Origin of the sequence: Salinimicrobium profundisediminis, from assembly GCF_026241755.1 — a bacterium.
Taxonomy (GTDB): domain Bacteria; phylum Bacteroidota; class Bacteroidia; order Flavobacteriales; family Flavobacteriaceae; genus Salinimicrobium; species Salinimicrobium profundisediminis.
The window spans coordinates 1-21,866 of the sequence record NZ_JAPJDA010000034.1 but is presented as its reverse complement, the minus strand read 5'-3'; the positions used below and the strand labels follow the sequence as shown (position 1 = coordinate 21,866).

Annotated in this window: 24 protein-coding genes and 1 tRNA gene; 11 read left to right on the top strand and 14 right to left on the bottom strand. The window is 41.3% G+C overall.

Going from position 1 to position 21,866, the window contains the following annotated elements; translation table 11 throughout:
* The first annotated feature begins 341 nt into the window (after positions 1-341).
* Positions 342-1,067 (top strand): energy transducer TonB, encoded by a 726-nt coding sequence (locus tag OQ279_RS16315; protein ID WP_266071117.1) that lies wholly within the window; start codon positions 342-344, stop codon positions 1,065-1,067.
* A gap of 48 nt (positions 1,068-1,115) precedes the next feature.
* Entirely contained in the window at positions 1,116-2,519 is a 1,404-nt protein-coding gene (locus OQ279_RS16310; RefSeq protein WP_266071116.1) for an aldehyde dehydrogenase, read from the top strand.
* Here the strand turns inward: OQ279_RS16310 and OQ279_RS16305 are convergent, their stop codons facing one another.
* From OQ279_RS16305 to OQ279_RS16280, 6 genes are all read right to left on the bottom strand, one after another.
* Entirely contained in the window at positions 2,520-4,043 is a 1,524-nt protein-coding gene (locus OQ279_RS16305) for a bifunctional GNAT family N-acetyltransferase/carbon-nitrogen hydrolase family protein (protein ID WP_266071115.1), read from the bottom strand.
* A 275-nt stretch (positions 4,044-4,318) separates the two neighbouring features.
* Positions 4,319-5,179 carry a 5-oxoprolinase subunit C family protein gene (locus OQ279_RS16300; protein WP_266071114.1) on the bottom strand — a complete coding sequence of 287 codons (861 nt, stop codon included), beginning with the start codon at positions 5,177-5,179 and terminating at the stop codon, positions 4,319-4,321.
* Positions 5,176-5,901 carry a 5-oxoprolinase subunit PxpB gene (gene pxpB, locus OQ279_RS16295; protein ID WP_266071113.1) on the bottom strand — a complete coding sequence of 242 codons (726 nt, stop codon included), beginning with the start codon at positions 5,899-5,901 and terminating at the stop codon, positions 5,176-5,178. Before pxpB ends, OQ279_RS16300 begins: the two co-directional genes overlap by 4 nt.
* Positions 5,901-6,638, bottom strand: coding sequence for a 5-oxoprolinase subunit PxpA (gene pxpA / locus OQ279_RS16290; RefSeq protein WP_266071112.1), 738 nt, complete (start codon positions 6,636-6,638; stop codon positions 5,901-5,903). Before pxpA ends, pxpB begins: the two co-directional genes overlap by 1 nt.
* Before the next feature lie 87 nt (positions 6,639-6,725).
* Positions 6,726-7,877, bottom strand: coding sequence for a DUF2891 domain-containing protein (locus tag OQ279_RS16285; RefSeq protein WP_266071111.1), 1,152 nt, complete (start codon positions 7,875-7,877; stop codon positions 6,726-6,728).
* A gap of 8 nt (positions 7,878-7,885) precedes the next feature.
* The gene (locus OQ279_RS16280) at positions 7,886-9,424 is read right to left on the bottom strand and encodes a YifB family Mg chelatase-like AAA ATPase (RefSeq protein ID WP_266071110.1); all 1,539 of its coding nucleotides are present in this window, start codon (positions 9,422-9,424) and stop codon (positions 7,886-7,888) included.
* Between the two features lie 590 nt (positions 9,425-10,014).
* On the opposite strand from OQ279_RS16280, the gene OQ279_RS16275 reads away from it, so the two are divergent.
* Positions 10,015-11,835, top strand: a complete 1,821-nt coding sequence (locus OQ279_RS16275) for a PAS domain S-box protein (RefSeq protein ID WP_266071109.1) — start codon at positions 10,015-10,017, stop codon at positions 11,833-11,835.
* A 129-nt stretch (positions 11,836-11,964) separates the two neighbouring features.
* Here the strand turns inward: OQ279_RS16275 and OQ279_RS16270 are convergent.
* From OQ279_RS16270 to OQ279_RS16245, 6 genes are all read right to left on the bottom strand, one after another.
* Positions 11,965-12,039 (bottom strand) — tRNA-Pro (locus tag OQ279_RS16270).
* Positions 12,040-12,241: 202 nt separating this feature from the next.
* Positions 12,242-12,691, bottom strand: coding sequence for a DoxX family protein (locus OQ279_RS16265; RefSeq protein ID WP_266071108.1), 450 nt, complete (start codon positions 12,689-12,691; stop codon positions 12,242-12,244).
* A gap of 85 nt (positions 12,692-12,776) precedes the next feature.
* Positions 12,777-13,346 (bottom strand): YceI family protein, encoded by a 570-nt coding sequence (locus OQ279_RS16260; protein ID WP_266071107.1) that lies wholly within the window; start codon positions 13,344-13,346, stop codon positions 12,777-12,779.
* A gap of 57 nt (positions 13,347-13,403) precedes the next feature.
* Positions 13,404-14,036 (bottom strand): DsbA family oxidoreductase, encoded by a 633-nt coding sequence (locus OQ279_RS16255; protein ID WP_266071105.1) that lies wholly within the window; start codon positions 14,034-14,036, stop codon positions 13,404-13,406.
* Positions 14,037-14,038: 2 nt separating this feature from the next.
* A complete protein-coding gene (locus OQ279_RS16250; protein WP_266071104.1) occupies positions 14,039-14,521 on the bottom strand; it encodes an NAD(P)-binding domain-containing protein in 483 nt (160 codons plus the stop codon).
* Between the two features lie 45 nt (positions 14,522-14,566).
* A complete protein-coding gene (locus OQ279_RS16245) occupies positions 14,567-15,094 on the bottom strand; it encodes a YceI family protein (protein WP_266071103.1) in 528 nt (175 codons plus the stop codon).
* A gap of 251 nt (positions 15,095-15,345) precedes the next feature.
* Between OQ279_RS16245 and OQ279_RS16240 the strand changes: the two genes are divergently transcribed.
* A complete protein-coding gene (locus tag OQ279_RS16240; RefSeq protein WP_266071127.1) occupies positions 15,346-15,600 on the top strand; it encodes a DUF6364 family protein in 255 nt (84 codons plus the stop codon).
* Positions 15,600-16,022: a type II toxin-antitoxin system VapC family toxin gene (locus OQ279_RS16235; protein ID WP_266071101.1), complete on the top strand. Its 423-nt coding sequence runs from the start codon at positions 15,600-15,602 to the stop codon at positions 16,020-16,022. Before OQ279_RS16240 ends, OQ279_RS16235 begins: the two co-directional genes overlap by 1 nt.
* A gap of 153 nt (positions 16,023-16,175) precedes the next feature.
* Here the strand turns inward: OQ279_RS16235 and OQ279_RS16230 are convergent, their stop codons facing one another.
* Complete coding sequence (locus OQ279_RS16230) at positions 16,176-16,757, bottom strand: Crp/Fnr family transcriptional regulator (RefSeq protein WP_266071100.1); 582 nt, start codon at positions 16,755-16,757, stop codon at positions 16,176-16,178.
* Between the two features lie 175 nt (positions 16,758-16,932).
* Entirely contained in the window at positions 16,933-17,232 is a 300-nt protein-coding gene (locus OQ279_RS16225; protein ID WP_266071099.1) for a HigA family addiction module antitoxin, read from the bottom strand.
* A gap of 273 nt (positions 17,233-17,505) precedes the next feature.
* Between OQ279_RS16225 and OQ279_RS16220 the strand changes: the two genes are divergently transcribed.
* The 6 genes from OQ279_RS16220 to OQ279_RS16195 all read left to right on the top strand — a co-directional run.
* Positions 17,506-18,684: a PQQ-dependent sugar dehydrogenase gene (locus tag OQ279_RS16220; RefSeq protein WP_266071097.1), complete on the top strand. Its 1,179-nt coding sequence runs from the start codon at positions 17,506-17,508 to the stop codon at positions 18,682-18,684.
* Positions 18,684-19,118, top strand: coding sequence for a c-type cytochrome (locus tag OQ279_RS16215; RefSeq protein WP_266071096.1), 435 nt, complete (start codon positions 18,684-18,686; stop codon positions 19,116-19,118). Before OQ279_RS16220 ends, OQ279_RS16215 begins: the two co-directional genes overlap by 1 nt.
* A gap of 49 nt (positions 19,119-19,167) precedes the next feature.
* Entirely contained in the window at positions 19,168-19,776 is a 609-nt protein-coding gene (gene udk / locus OQ279_RS16210; RefSeq protein ID WP_266071095.1) for a uridine kinase, read from the top strand.
* 18 nt (positions 19,777-19,794) lie between these two features.
* A complete protein-coding gene (locus OQ279_RS16205; RefSeq protein ID WP_266071094.1) occupies positions 19,795-20,112 on the top strand; it encodes an FtsB family cell division protein in 318 nt (105 codons plus the stop codon).
* Positions 20,113-20,154: 42 nt separating this feature from the next.
* Positions 20,155-21,546 carry a methylmalonyl-CoA mutase subunit beta gene (locus OQ279_RS16200; protein WP_266071093.1) on the top strand — a complete coding sequence of 464 codons (1,392 nt, stop codon included), beginning with the start codon at positions 20,155-20,157 and terminating at the stop codon, positions 21,544-21,546.
* A gap of 3 nt (positions 21,547-21,549) precedes the next feature.
* On the top strand, positions 21,550-21,866 hold a 317-nt coding region (locus tag OQ279_RS16195; protein ID WP_266071092.1), incomplete at its 3' end, for a methylmalonyl-CoA mutase family protein.

Sequence of the window (21,866 nt, the reverse complement as noted above, 5' to 3'; positions counted from 1 at the left end):
AAAATAAAAAAACTAAATAAAAATTAAGACAAAAAGAGAGGTGCGCTGACAGATGGACTACATCCGGCGGCGCAACATGGGCCTTATTATTATTTGAGACTCTAAAATCACACCGTAAAAGTAAGTTTATTTTTTAAAAACCAAAACAACTTAGAAAAATAATATAATTTCAAACCTTATTTTTTACATAGCTTTCAGCATAAACCCTACATTTTTGGCATCTGCTTTTACGGATTTCCTTTTTTGTCTTTTAAATATTTACATTATTTTCCCCCAGAATTCCAACCCCAATAATCATATTCTCAATTTCCCCCTCTTTTACTAAAAAAGGTTTATAAAAAATGAAAAATACAGTTCTCGCCCTCCTCCTGCTTTTTACCGCAATACTTTCTGCCCAGGAAAAAATTTACATGAATGAAAAATATGAAGTAGTGACCAGTCCTGCCGAAGCTACTTTTTATAAGATAGAGGAAAAAACTGATGAAGGAGATGCTGAATTTCGTAGGTTAACCTATAAAATAAACGGAGATCTTTCCGCAGAACAGTATCTGTCTATTAAAGATGGAAAACCGGTGAATGAAGGCCGACATAAATTCTGGTACAAAACAGGAGAGCCATGGTACAAAATTGATTATAAAAATGGAGACCGACATGGAGAGCTCGTCGCCTGGTGGCCCAATGGTAATAAAAAGCGGCACGATTTCTTTAAAAAAGACAAATTCAAATCGGGAACGGTATGGAATGAAGAAGGTGAAAAAATTGAGCATTTCCCATATTGGGTTTCAGCTTCCTATCCCGGTGGGAATGATGCCCTCCAAGAATACTTAAAAAATACCCTGCCGGTGCCTGAAAAACAAAAGAAAGGTACTACGGTTAAGGTTCTACTTATTTTCACCATCAATGAAGAAGGGATAATTAGCGAAGTACAGGTAGTTGAAGGTGCTCCACGCTGGTACAACGCGGTAGCCGTTCAGGTATTGAGCAACATGCCAAGATGGGAACCCGCCCAGCGCTTTGGAGAACCGGTATCTACAAGGTTTAAATTGCCCATGAGCTTTGTAAAATAATACAGCTTTAGCTTCAGTCATTATTTTTGTAAATTACAATGAAAAATTATGGCTGAAGAAATCGAAAATATAGCAGCAGTAGACATCCCTCAACTACTCAGCGCTCAAAATGCCTTTTTTGAGACCGGTAAAACTCTTGATGTTGCCGAAAGGATATCTAAATTAAAAACCCTTAAAAAAGTCATTGAAAGCAGAGAGAAAGAAATAGCTGCCGCCCTTTTTGCCGATTTCAGGAAACCCGAATTTGAAACCTATGCCACCGAAACAGCGCTTATCCTCAGTGAGCTCAAGTACACCATCAGGAAGCTAAAAAAGTGGGCAAAACCTCAAAAGGTAAAAAGCACTTTCCTCAATTTTCCATCAAAAGATTATATGTATTCCCAGCCCTACGGAAAAGTCCTGGTACTGGCACCGTGGAATTATCCTTTTCAGTTAAGTGTTTCCCCGGCAATAGGTGCATTGGCAGCGGGAAACACTGTGGTCATCAAACCCAGCGAATACGCTCCCGCAACTTCTCAACTCACCAAAGAAATATTTGCTGAAGTTTATCCTGAAGTACATTGTGCCGTGATCATGGGAGGCGTGGAAACTTCGGAAGAACTCCTGAAACAGAAATGGGATTATGTCTTTTTTACCGGAAGCGTTCCGGTAGGAAGAATTGTAGCTAAAGCCATAGCCCCCAATCTTACTCCCTCAACTCTCGAACTCGGCGGAAAAAATCCATGTATCATCCATGATTCGGCTAAAATTAGTTTGGCAGCGAAAAGAATTGTTTGGGGAAAATTCATAAATGCCGGACAAACCTGTATTTCTCCCGATTACATCCTGATCGACAAACGAAAGAAAACTGAGTTTACCGAGGCTGTAAAAAAGGAAATTAAAGCTGCCTTTGGCGAGGAAATAAAAAAGTCGCCAGATTATGCCAGGATCATCAATAAGAAGAATTTTGAAAGGCTGCAGGCGATGCTTGAGGGCCAAACCATTATCACAGGAGGCGAGACCGCTCCAGTCGACAATTATATCGCGCCTACCCTACTAAACGAACCTTCGCTAGAATCTACAGTAATGCAGGATGAGATCTTTGGTCCAATCCTTCCGGTTCTCACTTATTCCGATGAAACGGAAATCGAAAAGATCATCAGCCATTATCCCGATCCTCTTGCGCTTTACGTTTTTGCTGAAGACAAGGATTTTTCAGAAAAGATCCTTCAAAAATATCATTTTGGAGGGGGTGCCACCAATGACGTTGTAATACATATTGCCAATAAGAACCTGCCGTTTGGTGGGGTGGGCAGCAGCGGCTATGGCGGCTACCACGGTAAATTCTCTTTCGACACTTTCACGCACAAAAAAAGCATTAGCAAGAGGGCTACCTGGATAGATATCCCTCTGCGATACGCTCCCTATGCAGGCAAACTTCCACTTATAAAGAAAGTAATGAAACGCTTGTAATTACTTCTTCAGCTTAAGGGAATATAAATCTTTACGGCGGTCTTTCAGGTTTCTAACACTTCCAAAAGTGTGCAGCTCCTTAAGCAGGTCAAGATCTACATCAACAAGCAGGGTACTCTCTGTATTTGGAGTAGCTTCAGCCTTAATTCCGTTTACAGGAAATGAGAAGTCAGACGGCGTAAACACAGCACTCTGCGCGTACTGTATATCCATATTATTCACCTTTGGAAGGTTACCCACAGAACCCGCAATTGCCACGTAACATTCATTTTCTATAGCCCGGCTCATTGCACATAACCTAACCCTGGAATACCCGTTTTGGGTGTCGGTCATGAAAGGCACAAATAATATGTTCATTCCCTGCTCGGCCAGCAATCTTCCTAACTCCGGAAATTCTACATCATAACAAATAAGCACGCCAATCTTTCCACAATCGGTATCAAGGGTTTTTAACTGGCTGCCACCTTTCATACCCCAGGCAGAACCTTCGGCCGGCGTGATATGCAGTTTCTCGTACCGCTCATAACTACCGTCACGACGGCACAAATAGCCCACATTGTACATGTGCTCCCCAATAATTTGAGGCATGCTGCCTGTAATAATATTGATGTTGTAGGTGATGGCAAAATCTACAAAGGTCTCCAGCAACTTATCGGTATAAGAGGCCAGGGAACGGATGGCTTCAGCCTCATTAAGGTGATTGTACTCGGCCATTAAAGGCGCATTGAAGAGCTCCGGAAAAAGGATAAAGTCACTTTGATAATCACTTACAGCATCCACAAAAAATTCTATCTGAGATACAAGGGCATCAAAATCTTTGAAAAGGCGCATTTGCCACTGCACCAACCCCAGTCGTACCACGGTTTTGGCCGTATTGATGAGCTTGTCGGGTTTGGTGTAGTAAATGTTATTCCACTCCATGAGGGTGGCAAATTCCTTGCTCTCATGATCCCCGGGCAAATAACCCTTGATCACCTTTTTCACGTGAAAATCGTTAGAGAGCTGAAAAGACAGCACAGGATCGTGTATTTCCTTAACCTTTACTTTTTCTATATACTGTTTGGGTGTTAACTCTTCGGAATATTCGGCATAGTTGGGAATTCGCCCTCCAAAAATGATAGATTTCAGGTTTAATTGCTCACACAGCTCCTTCCTTGCCTCATAAAGCCTACGCCCCAGGCGCATCCCGCGATATTCCGGATGGATGAAAACATCAATACCATAAAGCACATCGCCGGACTTTGTGTGGGTAGAAAAATTCTCTCCGCCGGTAATCTCCCCATAGGTATGGCTGTCGTCAAACTTGTTATAATCTACCATGATTGACAGGGCACAACCTGCAATTTTCTCATTGATCACTATACAAAATTGGCCGTCGGGAAATTTTTTAATCAGGTTTTTGATCTCCTTCTCGCTCCAATACTCATTTGGCATGGCATCATAGCTCTCAATCATAGAGATCTTTAACTCCTTATAATCCTTTACACTCAGGTTTCGTAACTCAATTTTAGCAGAATCTATCACTTACAATTTTTTTACAAAGATATTCCTTTCACTGCTGCTTTAAAAATATTCGGCAGCAGAGAAATTTATTAAGACTCAAATACTTAGCAGCCTCTAACACAATTAGTAAAATTCTTAATTCAAAACAGTAAATTATTAGAGAAATTTACCTTTTTCACATCAACTTTAATTAAATTTATAGCACTTAAAATAAAGAATGGTGCCATCTTTCGGAATGTTTAAATAGTAGGGGATTTAAGCAGTTTCATGAAAATGGCACCATCTGTTTTTCCCAATTAGCTGTAGTCAAGCAGCTTTATTCTCAGCTTTTCTCCCGGCATTTTTTGAACCAGCGTATTTATACCTGTTTCTGTCAACTGCAGAATCCTTGGGTATCCACCTGTAGTTTGACCATCTCTCATTAAAGCGATTAAAGTTCCTGATGGCGTGAGTTGTACCGTACCGGGAAGCACCGGACCTGTAAGGATTGGCTTTAGATTATTCTCCATTTTTTCCTGAAATTGAATCCCCATCCGATTACTTTCTTTTGCTGCTGAAAAATGCCATTTTTGAAGCGCTTCTTTTTCTGAAGGCTGCAGCAGATCAAACTCCGGCCCCCGAAAAGCCTCCACTACTTCTGAAGTGATATGCTCATCTACTTTAACCGAAGAATATTTTGAAACAGATGCGCGCTTACTCTCCAAAAAGGGCAATTTCACACCCTTTTCCAGTCGGCTGTGGGGCGTCACGCCATCACACCAGCTCCTGCTACCTAAAACTGCTTCGGTTTGGAAGCCGCCTTTGATGGCCAGGTAGGCTCTATAGCCACATTTTCTTCTCCTGAAGCTAAGTACCTGCCCAGCCATGACCTGCACCACCTGGTTGTTCTGCAACTCCCCGCCGTCAAGTTCAGGAGACAGTTGCGCCCCGGTGATCACAATTTGAGCAGTACCCGAAAATGCCATTTTTGGCCCCTGTAGCGTTATTTCCATCACTGAGGCATCAGGCTCGTTCTTCAGCAGAAGGTTGGCGAGTTTTGCCGCCTGCCTGTCCATCGCCCCAGATGTTGGTACGCCAAATTCACGATAACCATACCGGCCAAAATCCTGTATGCTGCTGTACAATCCCGGCTGTAGAATTTCCACCTGCGCCATCATAGTTTTTCAGATTTTATTCTAAATTCCCCTCTTTCTACCAGCTCAGAAATTCTTTGGTGCTCCTCCAAATCTACCTGGTAAAACCTCAACCTGTCACCAGCCGAAATTGGGCATGGTTTATCTGCTGCCAGATCAAATAATTTTACCGGAGAATTACCGATAATATTCCATCCGCCGGGGCTAGTTTGAGGGTAAATTCCCGTCTGTTTTTCACCAATCCCTACAGCCCCTTTTTGGACCTGTGGCCGGGGGTGATCCCTACGGGAAAAATGCAGCACTTGGGGTAGCCCACCCAGGTATAAAAATCCGGGTAAAAATCCGGTGAAATACACCAGGTAATCTACCGAAGAATGCAACCTGATTATTTCCTCTTTAGCCAACTTTTTCACCCGGGAAATCTCATCAAGGTCAAGAGCAAAAACATCACTGTAACACACTGGAATATGAAATAATTTAGATTCAATAATTTCCTCTATATTAGCTCCCGAAAACTCTTCAAAAAGGCCATGAATCTCATTATAAGCATTCTCTATACTAGATACATAATAAATTAATAATGAGTTATATGTATTTGTTACTTCAACCTTTTGTTTAGCTAATTTTTTCTGAAGGAATTTCTTGAGCTTTAAAACCTTTGCAAGGATCTCAGGAGTGATTTCAGGTTCAAATTCGACAAGGATTGCCCCCTCGCCCATGCGTTTTATCTTCGGAAATACTTCCATTAAGCTTTAAAGATTTCGATATTTTTAGCGGGTAATTCCCGGTGTAAATATTCAAGAATTTCTACCGAATTTGGCGTGTCTCCATGCAGGCAAAAAGTGGTGGCAAAAGTGTCAAATTTCTGACCTTTTTGAGGGGTGATTTTTTGCTCAGAAATCATGGATAAAAGATGGTTAAAAACCTCTTCTTTTTGGGTGATCACGGCACCCGTTTCCTTTCGGTTTACAAGACTGCCATCGGGGTTGTAATTTCTATCGGCAAAGGCCTCATATCTTATCTCTAATTTACCTTTTGCCAACTCACTAATTACAGAACCTTCGGCCACATAAAGCACCAGGTCATTTCCGAATTCAAGAACAGAATCGATAATAATTTTTGCAACTTCAACATTATTAAAAGCATCATTGTAAAGAGCACCATGAGGCTTTACATGGGTGAGCACCGCCCCTTCAGCTTCTGCAATTTGCTTTAGGCTCATAATTTGCGCAACCAGGCTTCTTTTAAGTTCTTCACTTTCCATAGGAATGGAGATCCTTCCGAAGTTTTCTTTATCGGGATAGGACGGATGAGCGCCTATTTCTACCCCATTTTCCATAGCGAGGTCTACTGTGTGCTGCATGGTTTCTAACGTGCCCGCATGCCCGCCACAGGCAATATTACACGCCGAAATAAGCGGCATAAGCTGCCCGTCATGCTCCCCTCCTTCTCCAAGATCGCAATTGATATGTATTTTTTTCATAGTTGTAGCTCTCCAATTTTTAGTAATAGCTTCTCACCCGGAATAATGGGTTAAGATCTTCCGGGAGCAGAATTACGATCAAGGCTTTTACATCTTTTTATTACTTTCCTGTATAGCATACAAAGCGAAACTCCCAAGCCAGTGCCCTCCTTCATAGCTATCGCCCACAAGGTTGGGAAATGAATACGCCACGTGCTCATTGGCCAGCGTGCGAAGATGCCCGTATTGTTCGGGATATTGATTGGCAAGGCCGTAAAACACCCAGGCCCGGCTAAAATTGAGTCCGTCAAGGTGAACCAATTTTCCGTCGGTCCTGTCACTCACTTCGGCTACTTCCATGGCAAAATCTTTGCTCTGCAACTGCGGAAGAAAATCCTTCATCCACAAATTGAAGGTTTTTTTAGGAAGAACACGGCGCATAATATCGACCTCGGCCAGGCAGGGCGACAAGAAATCGAATCCTCCCGGTTCCCATTCAATAGGGCAATTGTCATCGTTCAAATAGTAATCTTTTGCTCTTTTCTCGATCAACAACCGCAAGTCTTCTGCTCCAGTGGTAGCAGCATAATCATGTGCCAGTGCAAGAGCAAAGGCTGTATTGGTGTGCTCGCCAACTCTTATGGAGTAATTAAGCTTCGGAAGAAATTCCTTAAACTTCTGCACCATAAGATCTGTAAGAGGCTGCAGATTCTCACGCAGCTCTACTGCTAAGGGATCTTCCCAGGTGTGCAGCTCTTCGGCCAGTTTTAAAATCCACGCCCAGCCGTAGGTGCGTTCAAAACTACCCTCCTGCTCCCGGCTGAAGTATTTCACTTCCTGCCTGATATTTTCGGCAGTAAGAGAATTCTTTAGAGTCTCCCGAATTTCTTCGGCTTTTTTCATTTCAGGGAACTTCCTAAGCAAACTTACGAGAGACCAATGTGCATGTACCGAAGAATGCCAGTCAAAACAGCCGTAAAAGGCGGGGTGCAGTTCTTTGGGTTCGCCAATATCTCCGGCACCCGAGAGGGTTTGGTTAAGCTTATTGGGATATTCAACACCAATACAGTTTAGCGGAAGTTTGGCCAGTTTATTAGCTTCCTCTACAGTAAGCACAACAGCTTGTGAGGGTTCTAACATAGCTACAGCTTCATCTACGAGGGTAGAATCTGTTTCCATTCCTTCGGTTACAGGTGCTTCATCATTGCCTTTACAGGCTATTACTGCAATCGCAGCGATCACTAAAAATTTCTTTTTCATAGTTTAAATTATCCTAGCCAGCCTTCCCTGTCGAGGCTGCGGTATTGTATAGCTTCACTTATGTGAGCTCCTTTTATTTTATCTGAATCTTCTAAATCTGCAATAGTACGGGAAACCTTCAGAATGCGATCATAAGCCCGGGCAGATAAGTTAAGCCGCTCCATGGCCACCTTGAGCAGGTTCATGGAATCTGGGTCGAGCGTGCAATGCTCCCTAATTTGTTTTACATTCATTTGCGCATTGTAATGCACCTTCTCATTATCTGCAAACCTATCTGTTTGTTTTTGTCTGGCAGCGGTTACTCTTTTTCTTATTTCCAGGCTGCTTTCTCCCCGCCTGTCGTCACTTAGCTTCTCAAAAGGAACGGGAGTTACTTCAATATGTATGTCAATCCTGTCGAGTAAAGGTCCGCTTATCTTGCTCATATACCTTTGCATCTCGGCGGGAGAAGATGTAGCGGGAGAACCGGGATCATTGAAGAACCCACTGGGACTCGGATTCATACTGGCCACAAGCATAAAGCTCGATGGATAAGTCACTGTAAATTTTGCCCGCGAAATAGTCACTTCACGGTCTTCCAGCGGTTGTCGCATCACCTCTAATACACTTCTTTTAAACTCCGGAAGTTCATCGAGAAACAATACGCCATTATGAGACATGGAGATCTCCCCCGGCTGCGGATATGCCCCGCCACCGACTAAAGCAACGTCGCTAATTGTGTGGTGCGGACTCCTAAAAGGCCGGTGAGCCATAAGCCCCACATTTTCCTTTACGCGCCCTACAACGCTGTGAATCTTTGTAGTTTCTAAAGCTTCGTGTAAGGTCATGGGCGGCAAGATACTCGGAAGTCGTTTTGCGAGCATGGTTTTACCCGCTCCCGGCGGACCGATTAAAATAATATTATGACCACCGGCTGCAGCAATCTCCATGCAGCGTTTGATGGATTCCTGTCCCTTAACATCGGCGAAATCGTGCTCCGGATTTTCCAATTCCTGGAAGAATTCTTTCCTGGTGTCAATTTCGGTCCTTTCTAAAGCCTGGCCTTTATCAAAGAAGCGGATTATTTCATCTATATTTTCAATGCCATACACTTCCAGTCCACTTACAATAGCCGCTTCCTTCACGTTTTGCTTCGGAAGAATAAAGCCTTTAAAACCTTCTTCCTTAGCCTTTATAGCTATAGGCAAAGCACCTTTTATAGGCTGCAGACTTCCGTCGAGAGAAAGTTCTCCCATAATGACATAATCTCCTATGTTGGTGGCTTTGATTTGGCCTGAAGCCATAAGGATCCCCATCGCGAAGGTGAGGTCGTAAGCCGAACCTTCTTTCCGAAGATCGGCAGGTGCCATGTTTACGGTGATCTTTTTCCCCGGAAGGCTGTACCCTACATTTTTTAGAGCGGCTGCAATCCTGAAACTGCTTTCTTTTATAGCAATATCGGGAAGGCCTACAAGGTGATATCCAATGCCGGTGTCAACATTTACCTCGACCGTGATGGTCGTGGCTTCAACGCCAAAAACTGCACTACCGTAAACCTTTACCAGCATTAAATAAAATGTTTTGACTAAATGTAGTAAAAATTTCGGCTTAAGATCTTAATGTTCTGTTTAAACAATAATTAGAATCCCAGAGACAAAACCCTTTTTTGGAAGTGTAGGAATTTGTTAAGTCTGAAGAACAATGAAGGAATCATTTTATACAGAAATAATCTTAATCATTATAACTTTTACAAATAAATTCATCAACCTGTAAACCAACAATTTAAATCCCTAACCAGTACATGAAAAATCGATATCAGGTACTATAAACCCGATGACATCCCTCTATTGTAAGTTTTTAATTTATTTTTGTAGTACATATCTGTATGATATAAAAAGCTCCAAATTGATAAAGATGATGAATTCATAAAAAAATGAGAGATAAAGCAAATCTGGAATTTGAATAATTAGTAAGAAAGAACCCGGATATTAAAAGTTGCCCTTGAACCCTACACCCCCACTAAAAAGAAAAATGGAACGTCTACAAGATTCTTCTACAGAACGAAGACTTGTTTGATGCCGTTCAAAATAACGCCCTACAAGGTTATATTCTTTTTCACCTCTCTGCTCCAGAAGAAAAATGGATTAGCCCCAAATTATTGCAAACATTAGATCTGCGCGACAAACCAGATGAGATCCTTAAATGGAATAAAATTATTGCCCCTGAAGATTTGAATATCTTTAGTGAACTTCAGGATCTTCAGAATTACGCAAAGGGTGAATTTAAAGGAGTCTTAAGATTGAGACACTTCAAGGGGTACATTCTAACCATGGACTTTTTTTCTTATCTAACCAAAGATGAAAAAGGTGAAGACTTAGTTTTAATAGCATTCCGCAGAAAGAATTTTTCTTCCGAAGAAATTTCCGAATTACAGCTGATAAAAGAAAGAGGTGAAAATGATCGAATAAACAGGCAGGTTTTTGAAGGTAGTTTTAAAAATGCTGCTATTGGAATGGCCTTATTAGATCCCACAGGACGGTGGATTGAGGTCAACGAAAGGCTTTGCCAGATAGTAGGTTATAGTCCTGAAGAGCTTCAACAGCTAACTTTCCAGGATATTACCCATCCCGATGATCTAGAAGCTGACCTGTCTCTTCTAAACGAGCTTGTAGAAGGAAAACGGGAATTTTACCAGATGGAAAAAAGGTACTTCCATAAAAATGGCAATCTCGTTTATATCATCCTTTCTGTTTCTCTTGTACGTGATTCCACGGGACAACCACTATACTTTATTTCACAAATAACCGACGCCACAGCGCTAAAAGAAACCCAAAAAGAATTGGGAAAAGCCTTAAGTGACTTAGAGAATATACTGGAAGCAAGTTCTCAGGTAAGTATTATTGGATTTGACAGAAACGGTATTATATCTTCCTTCAACAAAGGCGCAGAAAATTTATTAAAGTTTACAAGAGAAGAGGTAATAGGGAAATTACCTTATGCCGCATTACACCTTGAGCAGGAAATTCAGGAAAGGAGAAATGAACTGCTAGATTTCCCTGATGAAAATCCCGGACTTACAGATATCCTGAAGTTCCTCGCAGATCATGGGCTACCTCACACGAGAGAGTGGAGTTTTAAGGCTAAGGGCGGAAAAGAAATGCCTGTACAGGTGACAATTACTCCTATAGAAAAAAATCATCAAATAACCGGCTATCTCTCTGTTGCCACAGATATTAAGGAGCTAAAAAGAGCTCAAAAAGAAATCTCTTCCATTCTTCATATTACGCAAGAACAGAATAGCCGATTAAAAAATTTCGCCAATATTGTTTCTCACAACCTGAGGAACCATTCAGCAAACTTTAAAAATTTGCTGAACTTATATCTTGAAGAAATTCCGCAACATGGCGAAAATGAGATTGTACAGATGCTGCTGATGGCATCGGGTCAATTAGAAGATACGATTTATGATCTTGAGAAGATAGTTACTTCAAATAAGTCAACGCATGAAGATCTGGAGTGTCTCAATCTCAATAATGCAGTTGAAAAAGTTATAAAATCTGTTCACCCTCTTCTTGCCGATACAGAAACAGTTGTTCTCAATAACATTCCCAGAGATCTTAAAGTAATGGCTTTACCCGCTTATCTCGACAGTATAATTCTCAACCTGACTACAAATGCCATTAAGTACAGAGAAACCGGAAGAAAATCTTATATCAAATTTTCTGCCTTACGGGATCCTGAAAAAGTGGTAATAAAAATTGAAGATAATGGTGTAGGAATAGACATGAATAAATTCGGCGATAAAATTTTTGGAATGTACAAAACCTTTCACGGGAATGAGGACGCAAGAGGTATAGGCCTTTTTATCACCAAAAATCAGGTGGAAACCATGGGCGGAAGAATTTCAGTTTTCAGCGTACCTGGAGAGGGCACCGTGTTTGAAATAACTTTAAAAAGAGGTGATAAAATTGGAGGGTAACAAGTCCAGGTAAGAAACTTTACTGTCCAGGCAAAACCTCTCACCTGTCTTTATCTTTATAGTTTCTTACTGATTAGGTGGGTCAAATCCAACAAAAAAGCCCCGCACTTTCGTGCAGGGCTTTTTTCGTCGGGGTGGCAGGATTCGAACCTGCGGCCTCCTGCTCCCAAAGCAGGCGCGATAACCGGGCTACGCTACACCCCGAGATCAGCTAATGCTGATAACTTACTTTAACCTGTAAGCGGCTGCAAATATAAAAAAGAAGTTGGCATTGAAACCCTATTCCTGCTCTTTTTTCAAAATTTTCTGAAGTGAGCGTATTTTCAGGGGTTCTCCACCAGTTGTTGTTTTTCAAGAAAAATCCGGTCACTCCCGGAAAACCTTCTGAAAATTACCTTTTAAAGCATTATTTTAAAGAATTCTTCGGCTGCTGTTTCTCCACATTTCTTATCAGGAAAGCATCAACAGAAAATTTGCCTGCCCCCAATATAAGTAACGCCAGGTACGTTAATAAATAATGCAGCCCCAGTTCCTGATTTGCAAAAGGATCATTTGCGTGTATCACAAAAACTGCTATGAGCATGGTAATAATTAAAGGGATTGTAGCAAACCTGGTTGCAAGCCCTAGGATTAGTAGAATGGAACAGAAAAACTCGGCAAATACCGCAAGAGTTAGTGAAAGTGTGGGGTTCATACCCATCACACCGGGAAATTGCACCTCTCCTCCTGCCATTAACATTTCGAGCTTTGGCAAGCCGTGAACCAGCATCATTGACCCAACGCCAATTCTTAGCATCAACAACACCACATCTACCTGGGTGTTTGTATAGTTTCTATTGAAAAATGTATGCAGCATATTCTATTTGTTTAAAAGGAGCCGGAAACCAGAAATGTTTTGTAGGGGAAACATATTGAAGGCCCCGGCACCAAAAATATTATTTTTAAGCTTTCTTAAATTCAGCGTCAACGTCTATTACCACCTTATCACTCAATACTGCTTCAGGAAAATCGGGTCCCAGGTTAAAATCAGATCTTTTTACCTCACCGCTTATGGCAAAACCTGAAATTAAATTCCCTTTTTGATCTTTTACAGTACCGCGGTGCCAAACATCAAGCGTTACGGGCCTTGTCACCCCATGAAAAGTAAGATCACCTGTCACTTTGTATTTACCTTCGCCAACTTTTTCTGAAGAAGTGCTTACAAATGTCATTTTTGGATACTTTTCAGCATCAAAGAAATCGGCGTTTCTAAGGTGGTTGTCCCTCATCTCCACCCCGGTGTCTATAGAAGGAACCTCTATCTCAACAGTGTATTTTGCATCGCTAAAATCTTCTTCGGAAGCTTCAATTGTAGCATCAAATTCATTGAAAAGGCCTTCAACTTCCGAAATTGTCATGTGCGTAATTCCGAAGGAAACCTGTGAGTGTGCCTTATCGGCTTTCCAGGTGGTCTGGGCAAAAACGCCCGTGCTTAAAAAAGCAATAGTTAATAAAGAAAGTAAATTTTTCATTTGTGTAGAGTTTTTAATTAAAGTTTAAATTTTTGGATTATTGATAATTGTTAATCGTTAATTGTTCATTGCTTTCTGAAGTGTTTCCAAAAAAGCATCGGCTGGTTGTGCGCCCGAGATTGCATAGCGATCATCAAACACAAAGAATGGAACTCCGCGCACGCCAATATTCCGCGCTTCCAGTTCATCCTGTTTTACTTCGTATTCATAGTCGTCAGACTCCAGCATGGCTCCAACTTCGGCCTCATCCATTCCTATTGAAGCAGCTGTGGCCACCAAAACTTCAGTATCATCGATATTCTTTGACGCTTCAAAATGGGCTTTAAACAGGGCTTCTTCTATTTCATCACCCAAATCTTTCGATTTTGCCATCTGGATGAGTTTATGGGCTTTGAAAGAATTAGCCAGCACCGAATCTTCAAGATGAAAATCAAGTCCTACCTCTTTTGCCATTTGGGTAGCACCGCTCAACATTTGCCGCGCCTGTTCTTTGGTCACGCCTTTGGTTTCCACAAAATAATCGAGCGTATTGATGTCAGTCCTGGTTTGAAGGCCTGGATCTAACTGAAAGCTCTTCCAGGTGACCTTCACCTTGTCTTTATGCTGAAACTTTTCAAGCGCAGCTTCAAATTTTCTCTTTCCTATATAACAGAAAGGACATCTTACGTCTGACCATATTTTCACTTCCATAACTATTGAATTTGTTGATATCCGGCAGCTTCAAAAAACTCCTGCACATATTGATTTGCTTCTGAATTCCTTCCAAAAATGCGGAATTCTGCACCTTCTATTTCCAGCTCCACCACCCTTGAATGTGGCAGCAATTCCTGGAAACAAAGCTTCTCATGCTCTGAAGCCTCTACAGGCTTATGAGAAACTACCACTACGGTTTTTTGGGTCGAAACCTGCTTAATTCTATCAAAAAGAACGGGTTCAATCTCTTCGGGCCTGGTAAAAGCAATAATATCGGCTTCCCAGCAACCTTCCTTCTCACAAGAGCTAAATTCTACTTCGGTAGCATTTTGCAGTTCGCCCAGTTGTGCTTTGACATCTAGAACAACCTCTTCATTGCGGGAGATAAACAGCAGGCGCAAGTCCTGCTGTACCGCCGCCATTGCAAGAGCAGGGCAAAATTTACCAATGTCTCCTATAATTGCTACAGTTTTCTTCACCATCTTCTTCATTTTTTTAGCTCTGCCCGCTCTTTACTTTGAATGAAATTAAGCTTCTTTTACGAACTGAACTTCAACATTAATTTTTATCTGGTCACCTAACACCACGTTTCCTGCTTCGGTAACAGCATGATAAGTTAAACCGAATTCTTTTCGGCTAATTTTTCCCGATACCGTAAGTCCTGCTTTGGTTTGTCCGTAAGGATCTACCACCTGTCCGCCGTATTCCACATCCAGAACAACATTTTTAGTGACATCTTTTATAGTAAGCTGGCCTTCAACCGTATCTTTGTTCACGTCAAAGCTTTCAGCCTTAAAAACAAGGTAAGGATGTTTTTCAACATCAAAGAAATCGCCAGATCTTAGGTGCTCATCCCTTTGTTCGTTACTGGTGTCTATAGATTTAACATCAGCCTTGAATTCAACATTGTTAACTTTTTTGAATTCATCGCCCTCACTTTCGGCGCCACCTTCAAAAACTTTGAATTTTCCTGTAACTGTAGAAATCATTAAGTGCTTTACCTTAAAAGTTACTTCACTGTGTGTTGGGTCGATGTTCCATTTTGTACTCGCCATATCTTTTATTTTAAATTATTAATTATTTACAGGGCAAATTTACGGGCGAATAAGGCCGTAGCCAATGACCTATGATAATAAATGAACGTGATCTATGTCACGCTTTTCTGCGGAAGGACTCATCTTCAAACCAGTACCCAATTGAGTTTAAAAAACAGTTTGCCACAAACTTCAAGAAACGTGTAATAAAATTGAAATATACACGTGCATAAAAATTCTTTGTATATTTATATTATTCAAAAACGAAGATGATGAACACAAAGCTGACCCTGACAATTGAACAGGAAGTAATTAAAAGAGCAAAAGAATATGCGAAAGATAAAAATCGCAGCTTGTCCGACATTATTGAAAATTATTTGAAGACTCTGACTAAAGAAGAAAGAACAGAAAGAGATAAAAAACTAAATCCGGTTGTAAAATCTTTAAAAGGTTCCTTTAACATACCTAAAAAAGATATGGATTATAAGAAAGAACTAAGGAACAGGTTAGAGGAAAAATATTCATAATGGATAAAGTTCTTGTTGACACAGATGTGATATTGGATTTCTTTTTTGATCGAGAACCATTTGCAGAGTTTGCAACGGAAATTTTCAATTTATGCGAAGAGAACAAACTAAAAGGATTCACAACTCCGGTTATAATTTGTAACGTATATTATTTGCTAAGAAAATCAGCCAAGCACGAAATCATAATTGAGAAAATAAAGCAACTTTTAAACATAATTGATATTATAAAAATGGATAAAGAAGCTGTTTTAGGAGCTTTAAATTCCAATTTCAAGGATTTTGAAGATGCCTTACAAAACTTCTCAGCTATCGAGAATGGAGAAATAAAAATAATATTAACTCGAAATATAAAAGATTTTAAAAAGAGTAAACTCGCCATTTTAACTCCTGAAACATATTTAAAGGGTAGAGCCAGTAGCTAACAATGGATGCTAATAAAAATGCTTTTTTGAGAACTATTTTTCTACATTTATTTCCATAAGATAGAACTCGTTATACCCGACAAGTGGAACTTCCCTACTCGATACTTTCTTTAACCACGATGGTGTCAAAAATGACATTTTTGAAGAGTATTTTTATGAACCGGAAGTAATCTGGCTGCGAATTCGACTCAGCGTTTCGCGTGTCACCCCAAGGTATGAGGCAATCATGTGAAGTGGCACCCGCTGAATAACATCGGGGAATTGCTTCAGCATTTTTTGGTAGCGCTCCTCGGCCGTGGTGCTAAAAGTTCCCATGAGCCGGCGTTGGGTGGCAATAAGGTTGTTCTGGATAAGAATCCGGAAGTAGCGCTCAAAAGCCGGTACTTCATCAAGCAGTTGATCCCAGGATGCCTTGGTGATAAGCAAAAGCTCACTGTCTTCTAAGGCCTCAATATTATATTCTGAAGCTTCGCCGGTAAGAAAACTGTAAAGATCTCCGCTCCACCAGCCTTCAAGCGCAAACTGCAAAATGTGCTCGTTACCTTTTTCATCTATGGTGAAACTTCTAAGCAGCCCTTTTTCTACAAAGATGGTGTAAATACAGGCATCTCCATCTTCCAGGATGAAGCGCTTTTTCCGAAGTTTTTTGGGTTGAAATAAGGTTGTAGCATACTCGAATTCCTCTTCACTCACGGTGATAGTATCATTGACTTTTTTTTGTAGAAATTCAAACATGGCAAAGCGAAATATGGGCTAAAGATAGATATAATTTCTGAAGCTTTATGCGCTTCTCATCACCTGCTCCTATGATAGAATAAGCGTATAAAATGCCATTTTTGACACTTCCTTTGTTAAGTATATAAATTCCTCCAAATCTAACTTCAAAATCCCCGATTTAAACAGCACAGAGTTAGGCCGGGTTATTTTCCAAAGGCTTTATATTACTCAACTCTTCCTGCTTTAAAAATTTTTCTTCTTCCAGATCATAATCATCCTGTAAGCCTAACCAAAACTTTGCAGTTGTCCCAAAATATTTTGAGAGCCGAAGCGCCGTATCGGCAGTTATTCTTCTTTTCTTTTTAATGATCTCGCTAATTCGGGTTTGAGGAATAAAAGTTTCTTTGGAAAGTCTATAAGCTGAAATCTCCATCGGATCTAAAAATTCTTCCTTTAAAATCTCTCCGGGATGTATGTTTTCTAATTTTATCATATTCCTTTCTTTTTAATGGTAATCAATAATTTGGACTTCAAATGCACTGTCATTCATCCATTTGATATAAGGAAAAGATAAGTAAAAAAGAAAAGATATGCACGATAAAAACCTTGCTCTTTAACTACTTCTCCCGAGCTTTTCTTCCCTCTCAAAAAGGGCATATTGGGCTGTTCTTTTTTCGTCATTATACTCATTTCCAATCTTCATGTTTTTCTTGTTATCTTTGAAGTTCCCTTTTACGGGACGTTCAACCAACAGAAAACTCTTAAGATGAAAAGATTATTTATTCTTAGCCTCGCCCTTAGCCTTGTTAGCTGCGGTGAAAACAATGGTAAAACTGAAGATCCCAACCAAGTGATCGACAATGATACTATTGTTCAAAATTCTCCTGTCACCATTCCTGAAGAAGAACTCACTACGGCCGAATATGAATATGAAGTAGTTGTCCCCGATCTTGAGATTGCATGGGGTATGGACTTCCTGCCCGATGGCAGCATCCTTATCACCGAAAAGAATGGAGACCTTATCTTATTTAAAGACGGACAAAAGCAACAGGTACAGGGCGCACCCGAAGTTTATAACCGCGGCCAGGGCGGATTTCTGGATGTAGCCGTTGGCCCGAATTATGAAAGCGATGGCTGGATCTATTTCACCTATGCTTCCGAAGAAGGTGAAGGCGAAGGTGGCAATACGGCATTAATGCGTGCAAAACTGGAGAACAACCAGTTAACCAGTAAAGAAGTTTTATATAAAGCCACGCCCAACTCTACCCGTGGTCAACATTTTGGTTCCCGAATCTCTTTTGACGGGCAGGGGCATTTGTTCTTTAGCGTTGGAGACCGCGGCGATCGCGACGTAAACCCGCAGGACCTTACCCGTGACGGCGGAAAAGTTTACAGGCTTAACCTTGATGGCAGCATTCCGCAGGATAACCCTTTTGTAGGACAGGAAGAAGCCGTTAAAGCCGTTTACTCTTACGGTCACAGGAATCCGCAGGGAATGATCTACAATAAAAACACAGGCGAGATTTGGGTTCATGAACACGGCCCACAGGGAGGCGACGAAATTAATGTAGTAAAAAAAGGTGCTAATTACGGCTGGCCCCTGGTAAGCTACGGAATTAACTACGACGGCACTTCCTTCACCGATGAAACTTCGGGGCCAGATTTTGAAGATCCGCTTTATTACTGGGTTCCTTCTATTGCACCAAGCGGCTTTGTACATGTAACTTCAAACAAATATCCCGAACTTCAGGGAGACTTTTTAGTGGGTTCTCTAAAGTTTCAGTACGTGGAGCATTTAACTCTTGACGGAAAAACCGTGATCGCCCGTGAGAAAATTCTTGAGCAAATTGGCAGGGTTCGCGATGTGGTGCAATCGCCTGAAGGTGACCTGTATGTTTCAGTAGAAGGAAAAGGTATTGTTAGAATTATTCCGAAGCAACAGTAATGAAGAAACTCTTAACGGCCTGCCTGCTGGTAGTTTTATGCGGATGCAAGAATTCTTCCGAAGAAAAAACTGAAGAAACTGCCCGGGTAGAATTCTCTCCCGAAATGAAAGAGAGCATTTCGCGCGGCGCCCAGGTGTACAACAACTTTTGTGCTTCCTGCCATCTTTCCGGCGGTGAAGGCATAAAAGCTGTTTTTCCACCGCTTCAGAATTCAAACTGGATTAAAGAAAAGCAGGAAGAATCTATACACGCCATTAAATTTGGCCTGCGCGGCCCTATTAAAGTCAATGGTGAAAAATACGACAATCTTATGCCCGCTTTGGGCTTAAGCGACCGCGAAATTGCCGATGTGATGAACTACATTAACAATTCCTGGGGCAACAGCGTAAGTAACGAGGTGACCGAAGAAGAAGTAGCCGCTATAAAAAAATAAACCATATTTATTAAATCGGTAAATAATTACCTTTGCCGAAAATTAAAATATGTTGATCATTGGAATTGCCGGAGGTACCGGGAGCGGAAAAACTACTGTTGTAAACCAGATTATCGAGGAGCTCAAAAATGAAGAAGTAGATGTGATCTCTCAGGATTCCTACTACCAGGACACAAGTCACCTCTCTTACGAGCAGCGTACCAAAATTAACTTTGATCACCCAAAATCTATTGATTTTGACCTGCTGGTCTCTCATCTTAAAGATTTAAAAGCAGGCAAAAACATTCAGCAGCCTGTTTATTCTTTCAAGCAGCACAACCGCACGGGAGAAACAATTACCATAGAGCCGCGAAAGGTGATTATCGTTGAAGGGATCCTCATCCTCACCCACCCCGACATTCGGGAGATGTTTGACATCAAGATCTATGTGCATGCCGACAGTGATGAGCGCCTTATTCGCCGTCTTAAGCGCGACATTGCCGAGAGGGGCCGTGACCTGGAAGAGGTTTTGAGTAGGTACCAAACCACGCTTAAGCCTATGCACCAGCAGTTCATAGAACCTACCAAAGAGTTTGCAGATATCATTATCCCCACAAATCGCTACAACACAGTAGCTGTTGATATTGTGCAAACAATCATACGCCAACGTTTACTGTAATTTTGTATATTTCGGGTTATGAAGCTAAAAGACATCCGCAACAATAGATGGGTACGCATCTTTGCCAACAAATATACGCTGGTGCTGGCGGCTTTTTGCTTCTGGATGCTTTTTCTGGACAGTAACTCCTGGTTGATTCACCATGAACTCGACCTTGAGATCGATGACCTGAAAAAGAACAAGAACTATTACCTCAATGAGATCTCACGCGACAAAGCCATAATGGATAATCTTAACGATTCTCTCGAACTTGAAAAATTTGCCAGGCAGGAATATTTCATGAAGAGGGAAAATGAAGAGATCTTTATCATTGAGTATAAGGAAGCAGTAGATTAGGTGCCAAAAATGTCATTTTAGAGGCCCTTTAATTTTATGGAAATGAGAGAGAATTTGTTCAATGAGTTTGAAGAAGTATCGGCCAAACAGTGGAAACAAAAGATACAGTATGACCTCAAAGGTGCCGATTATAATGAAACGCTGGTATGGAAATCTCTGGACGGCATCAATGTTAAACCTTTTTATCATGCCGAAGAATCGCCCGAACCTGCACAGCTTAACAGCCCGTTAAACTGGCATGTTACAGAACAGATCTATGTCTCTTCTGCTGAAAAAGCCAATATAAAAGCACACGAATCCCTTCGGAAAGGCGCCGAAAGCATCTGGTTTATCCTTCCTTCAGAAGAGATAGCGCTAAAAGAGCTTTTTGAAGGCCTAAATCCTGAAGTTCCCATATACCTGAAGCCTGAATTTGCTTCCGAAGATTTTTTCCTAAAGCTGGATGAGCAGGTTAAACCGGAATCAAATGTTTTTTTGCAGTTTGACATTATTGGCAACCTTGCCCGCAGCGGCAACTGGTTTAAAGACCAGCAGGAAGACCACAAGATCCTTGATGTTCTGCTTCAAAAATGTCAAAATTTAAGATCATTTATTTCAGTTGACCTTGGGCTTTACCAAAATGCCGGTGCTACCATTCCGCAGCAGCTGGCTTATGCTTTGGCACATGTTAACGAATACTTTAACCACATAGGTGACAAACCTGAAGTGTCAAAAAAGGCAAAATTCCAGTTCCTTGTTTCGGTAGGACCAAATTACTTTTTTGAGATTGCCAAAATAAGGGCGCTGCGCCTTTTATTTTCAACCCTTAGCAGCGAATATGGCTTTGATTCCAGCTGTGATATCATTTCACAGCCCACCCGCCGCAACAAAACTTTATACGATTATAATGTAAACCTGCTGCGCACTACTACAGAATGTATGAGCGCAGTGCTTGGTGGCTCCAACAGCGTTTGCAATATGGCCTATGACGCCATTTACCATAAAAATAATAACTTCGGAAGCCGCATAGCCCGCAACCAGTTACTGATACTTAAGCACGAAAGCTACTTTGAGAAAGTGGCCAATCCTGCTGAAGGGAGCTACTATATTGAAACCCTTACCCACGAAATGGCCGATAAGGCTTTAGATATATTTAAAAATATTGAAAATGGCGGTGGCTTTGTCACTCAATTAAAAGAGGGAATTATTCAGAAGAAAATTTCTGAAAGTGCAGCCAACGAGCAGCAGGCATTTGATGAAGGCAAGCTGGTACTGGTGGGAACCAATAAATATCCTAATTCACAGGATAAAATGAAAAACGAGCTGGAGTTGTATCCTTTTGTGAAGCAAAAACCGCGAAAGACGCTGCTACAGCCGGTGATAGAAAAACGTTTATCAGAAAAAACCGAACAGGAAAGACTACAAAAGGAAGAAAGTACTAACGGCGAAAAATAAGATATGAGCAGAAAGGATCTTCAGCATTTAAAGCTGAAAAATACCGAAAAAGATTTAAAAAGACCCGAAAACACTTGTGAATACAAGGATCTGCCTCATCTCAATTTTGCTGCGGGAATTCCGCCTTACCTGCGGGGGCCTTACAGCACTATGTACGTGATGCGGCCCTGGACCATTCGGCAGTACGCCGGGTTCTCAACCGCCGAAGAAAGTAACGCCTTTTACCGCCGTAACCTCGCTGCGGGTCAAAAAGGGCTTTCTGTAGCCTTCGATCTTCCTACCCACCGCGGGTACGACAGTGACCACGAAAGAGTGGTGGG

What these genes read in the sequence shown, in the direction of transcription:
- pxpB (WP_266071113.1), bottom strand. Translation starts at nt 5,901, where the DNA reads ATGGAAGTATTTCCGAAGATAAAACGCATGGGCGAGGGGGCAATCCTT.
- OQ279_RS16245 (WP_266071103.1), bottom strand. Translation starts at nt 15,094, where the DNA reads ATGGCGAGTACAAAATGGAACATCGACCCAACACACAGTGAAGTAACT.
- OQ279_RS16260 (WP_266071107.1), bottom strand. Translation starts at nt 13,346, where the DNA reads ATGAAAAATTTACTTTCTTTATTAACTATTGCTTTTTTAAGCACGGGC.
- OQ279_RS16255 (WP_266071105.1), bottom strand. Translation starts at nt 14,036, where the DNA reads ATGGAAGTGAAAATATGGTCAGACGTAAGATGTCCTTTCTGTTATATA.
- OQ279_RS16215 (WP_266071096.1), top strand. Translation starts at nt 18,684, where the DNA reads ATGAAGAAACTCTTAACGGCCTGCCTGCTGGTAGTTTTATGCGGATGC.
- udk (WP_266071095.1), top strand. Translation starts at nt 19,168, where the DNA reads ATGTTGATCATTGGAATTGCCGGAGGTACCGGGAGCGGAAAAACTACT.
- OQ279_RS16225 (WP_266071099.1), bottom strand. Translation starts at nt 17,232, where the DNA reads ATGATAAAATTAGAAAACATACATCCCGGAGAGATTTTAAAGGAAGAA.
- OQ279_RS16205 (WP_266071094.1), top strand. Translation starts at nt 19,795, where the DNA reads ATGAAGCTAAAAGACATCCGCAACAATAGATGGGTACGCATCTTTGCC.
- pxpA (WP_266071112.1), bottom strand. Translation starts at nt 6,638, where the DNA reads ATGAAAAAAATACATATCAATTGCGATCTTGGAGAAGGAGGGGAGCAT.
- OQ279_RS16235 (WP_266071101.1), top strand. Translation starts at nt 15,600, where the DNA reads ATGGATAAAGTTCTTGTTGACACAGATGTGATATTGGATTTCTTTTTT.
- OQ279_RS16265 (WP_266071108.1), bottom strand. Translation starts at nt 12,691, where the DNA reads ATGCTGCATACATTTTTCAATAGAAACTATACAAACACCCAGGTAGAT.
- OQ279_RS16250 (WP_266071104.1), bottom strand. Translation starts at nt 14,521, where the DNA reads ATGGTGAAGAAAACTGTAGCAATTATAGGAGACATTGGTAAATTTTGC.
- OQ279_RS16315 (WP_266071117.1), top strand. Translation starts at nt 342, where the DNA reads ATGAAAAATACAGTTCTCGCCCTCCTCCTGCTTTTTACCGCAATACTT.
- OQ279_RS16285 (WP_266071111.1), bottom strand. Translation starts at nt 7,877, where the DNA reads ATGAAAAAGAAATTTTTAGTGATCGCTGCGATTGCAGTAATAGCCTGT.
- OQ279_RS16280 (WP_266071110.1), bottom strand. Translation starts at nt 9,424, where the DNA reads ATGCTGGTAAAGGTTTACGGTAGTGCAGTTTTTGGCGTTGAAGCCACG.
- OQ279_RS16220 (WP_266071097.1), top strand. Translation starts at nt 17,506, where the DNA reads ATGAAAAGATTATTTATTCTTAGCCTCGCCCTTAGCCTTGTTAGCTGC.
- OQ279_RS16300 (WP_266071114.1), bottom strand. Translation starts at nt 5,179, where the DNA reads ATGATGGCGCAGGTGGAAATTCTACAGCCGGGATTGTACAGCAGCATA.
- OQ279_RS16230 (WP_266071100.1), bottom strand. Translation starts at nt 16,757, where the DNA reads ATGTTTGAATTTCTACAAAAAAAAGTCAATGATACTATCACCGTGAGT.
- OQ279_RS16240 (WP_266071127.1), top strand. Translation starts at nt 15,346, where the DNA reads ATGAACACAAAGCTGACCCTGACAATTGAACAGGAAGTAATTAAAAGA.
- OQ279_RS16200 (WP_266071093.1), top strand. Translation starts at nt 20,155, where the DNA reads ATGAGAGAGAATTTGTTCAATGAGTTTGAAGAAGTATCGGCCAAACAG.
- OQ279_RS16310 (WP_266071116.1), top strand. Translation starts at nt 1,116, where the DNA reads ATGGCTGAAGAAATCGAAAATATAGCAGCAGTAGACATCCCTCAACTA.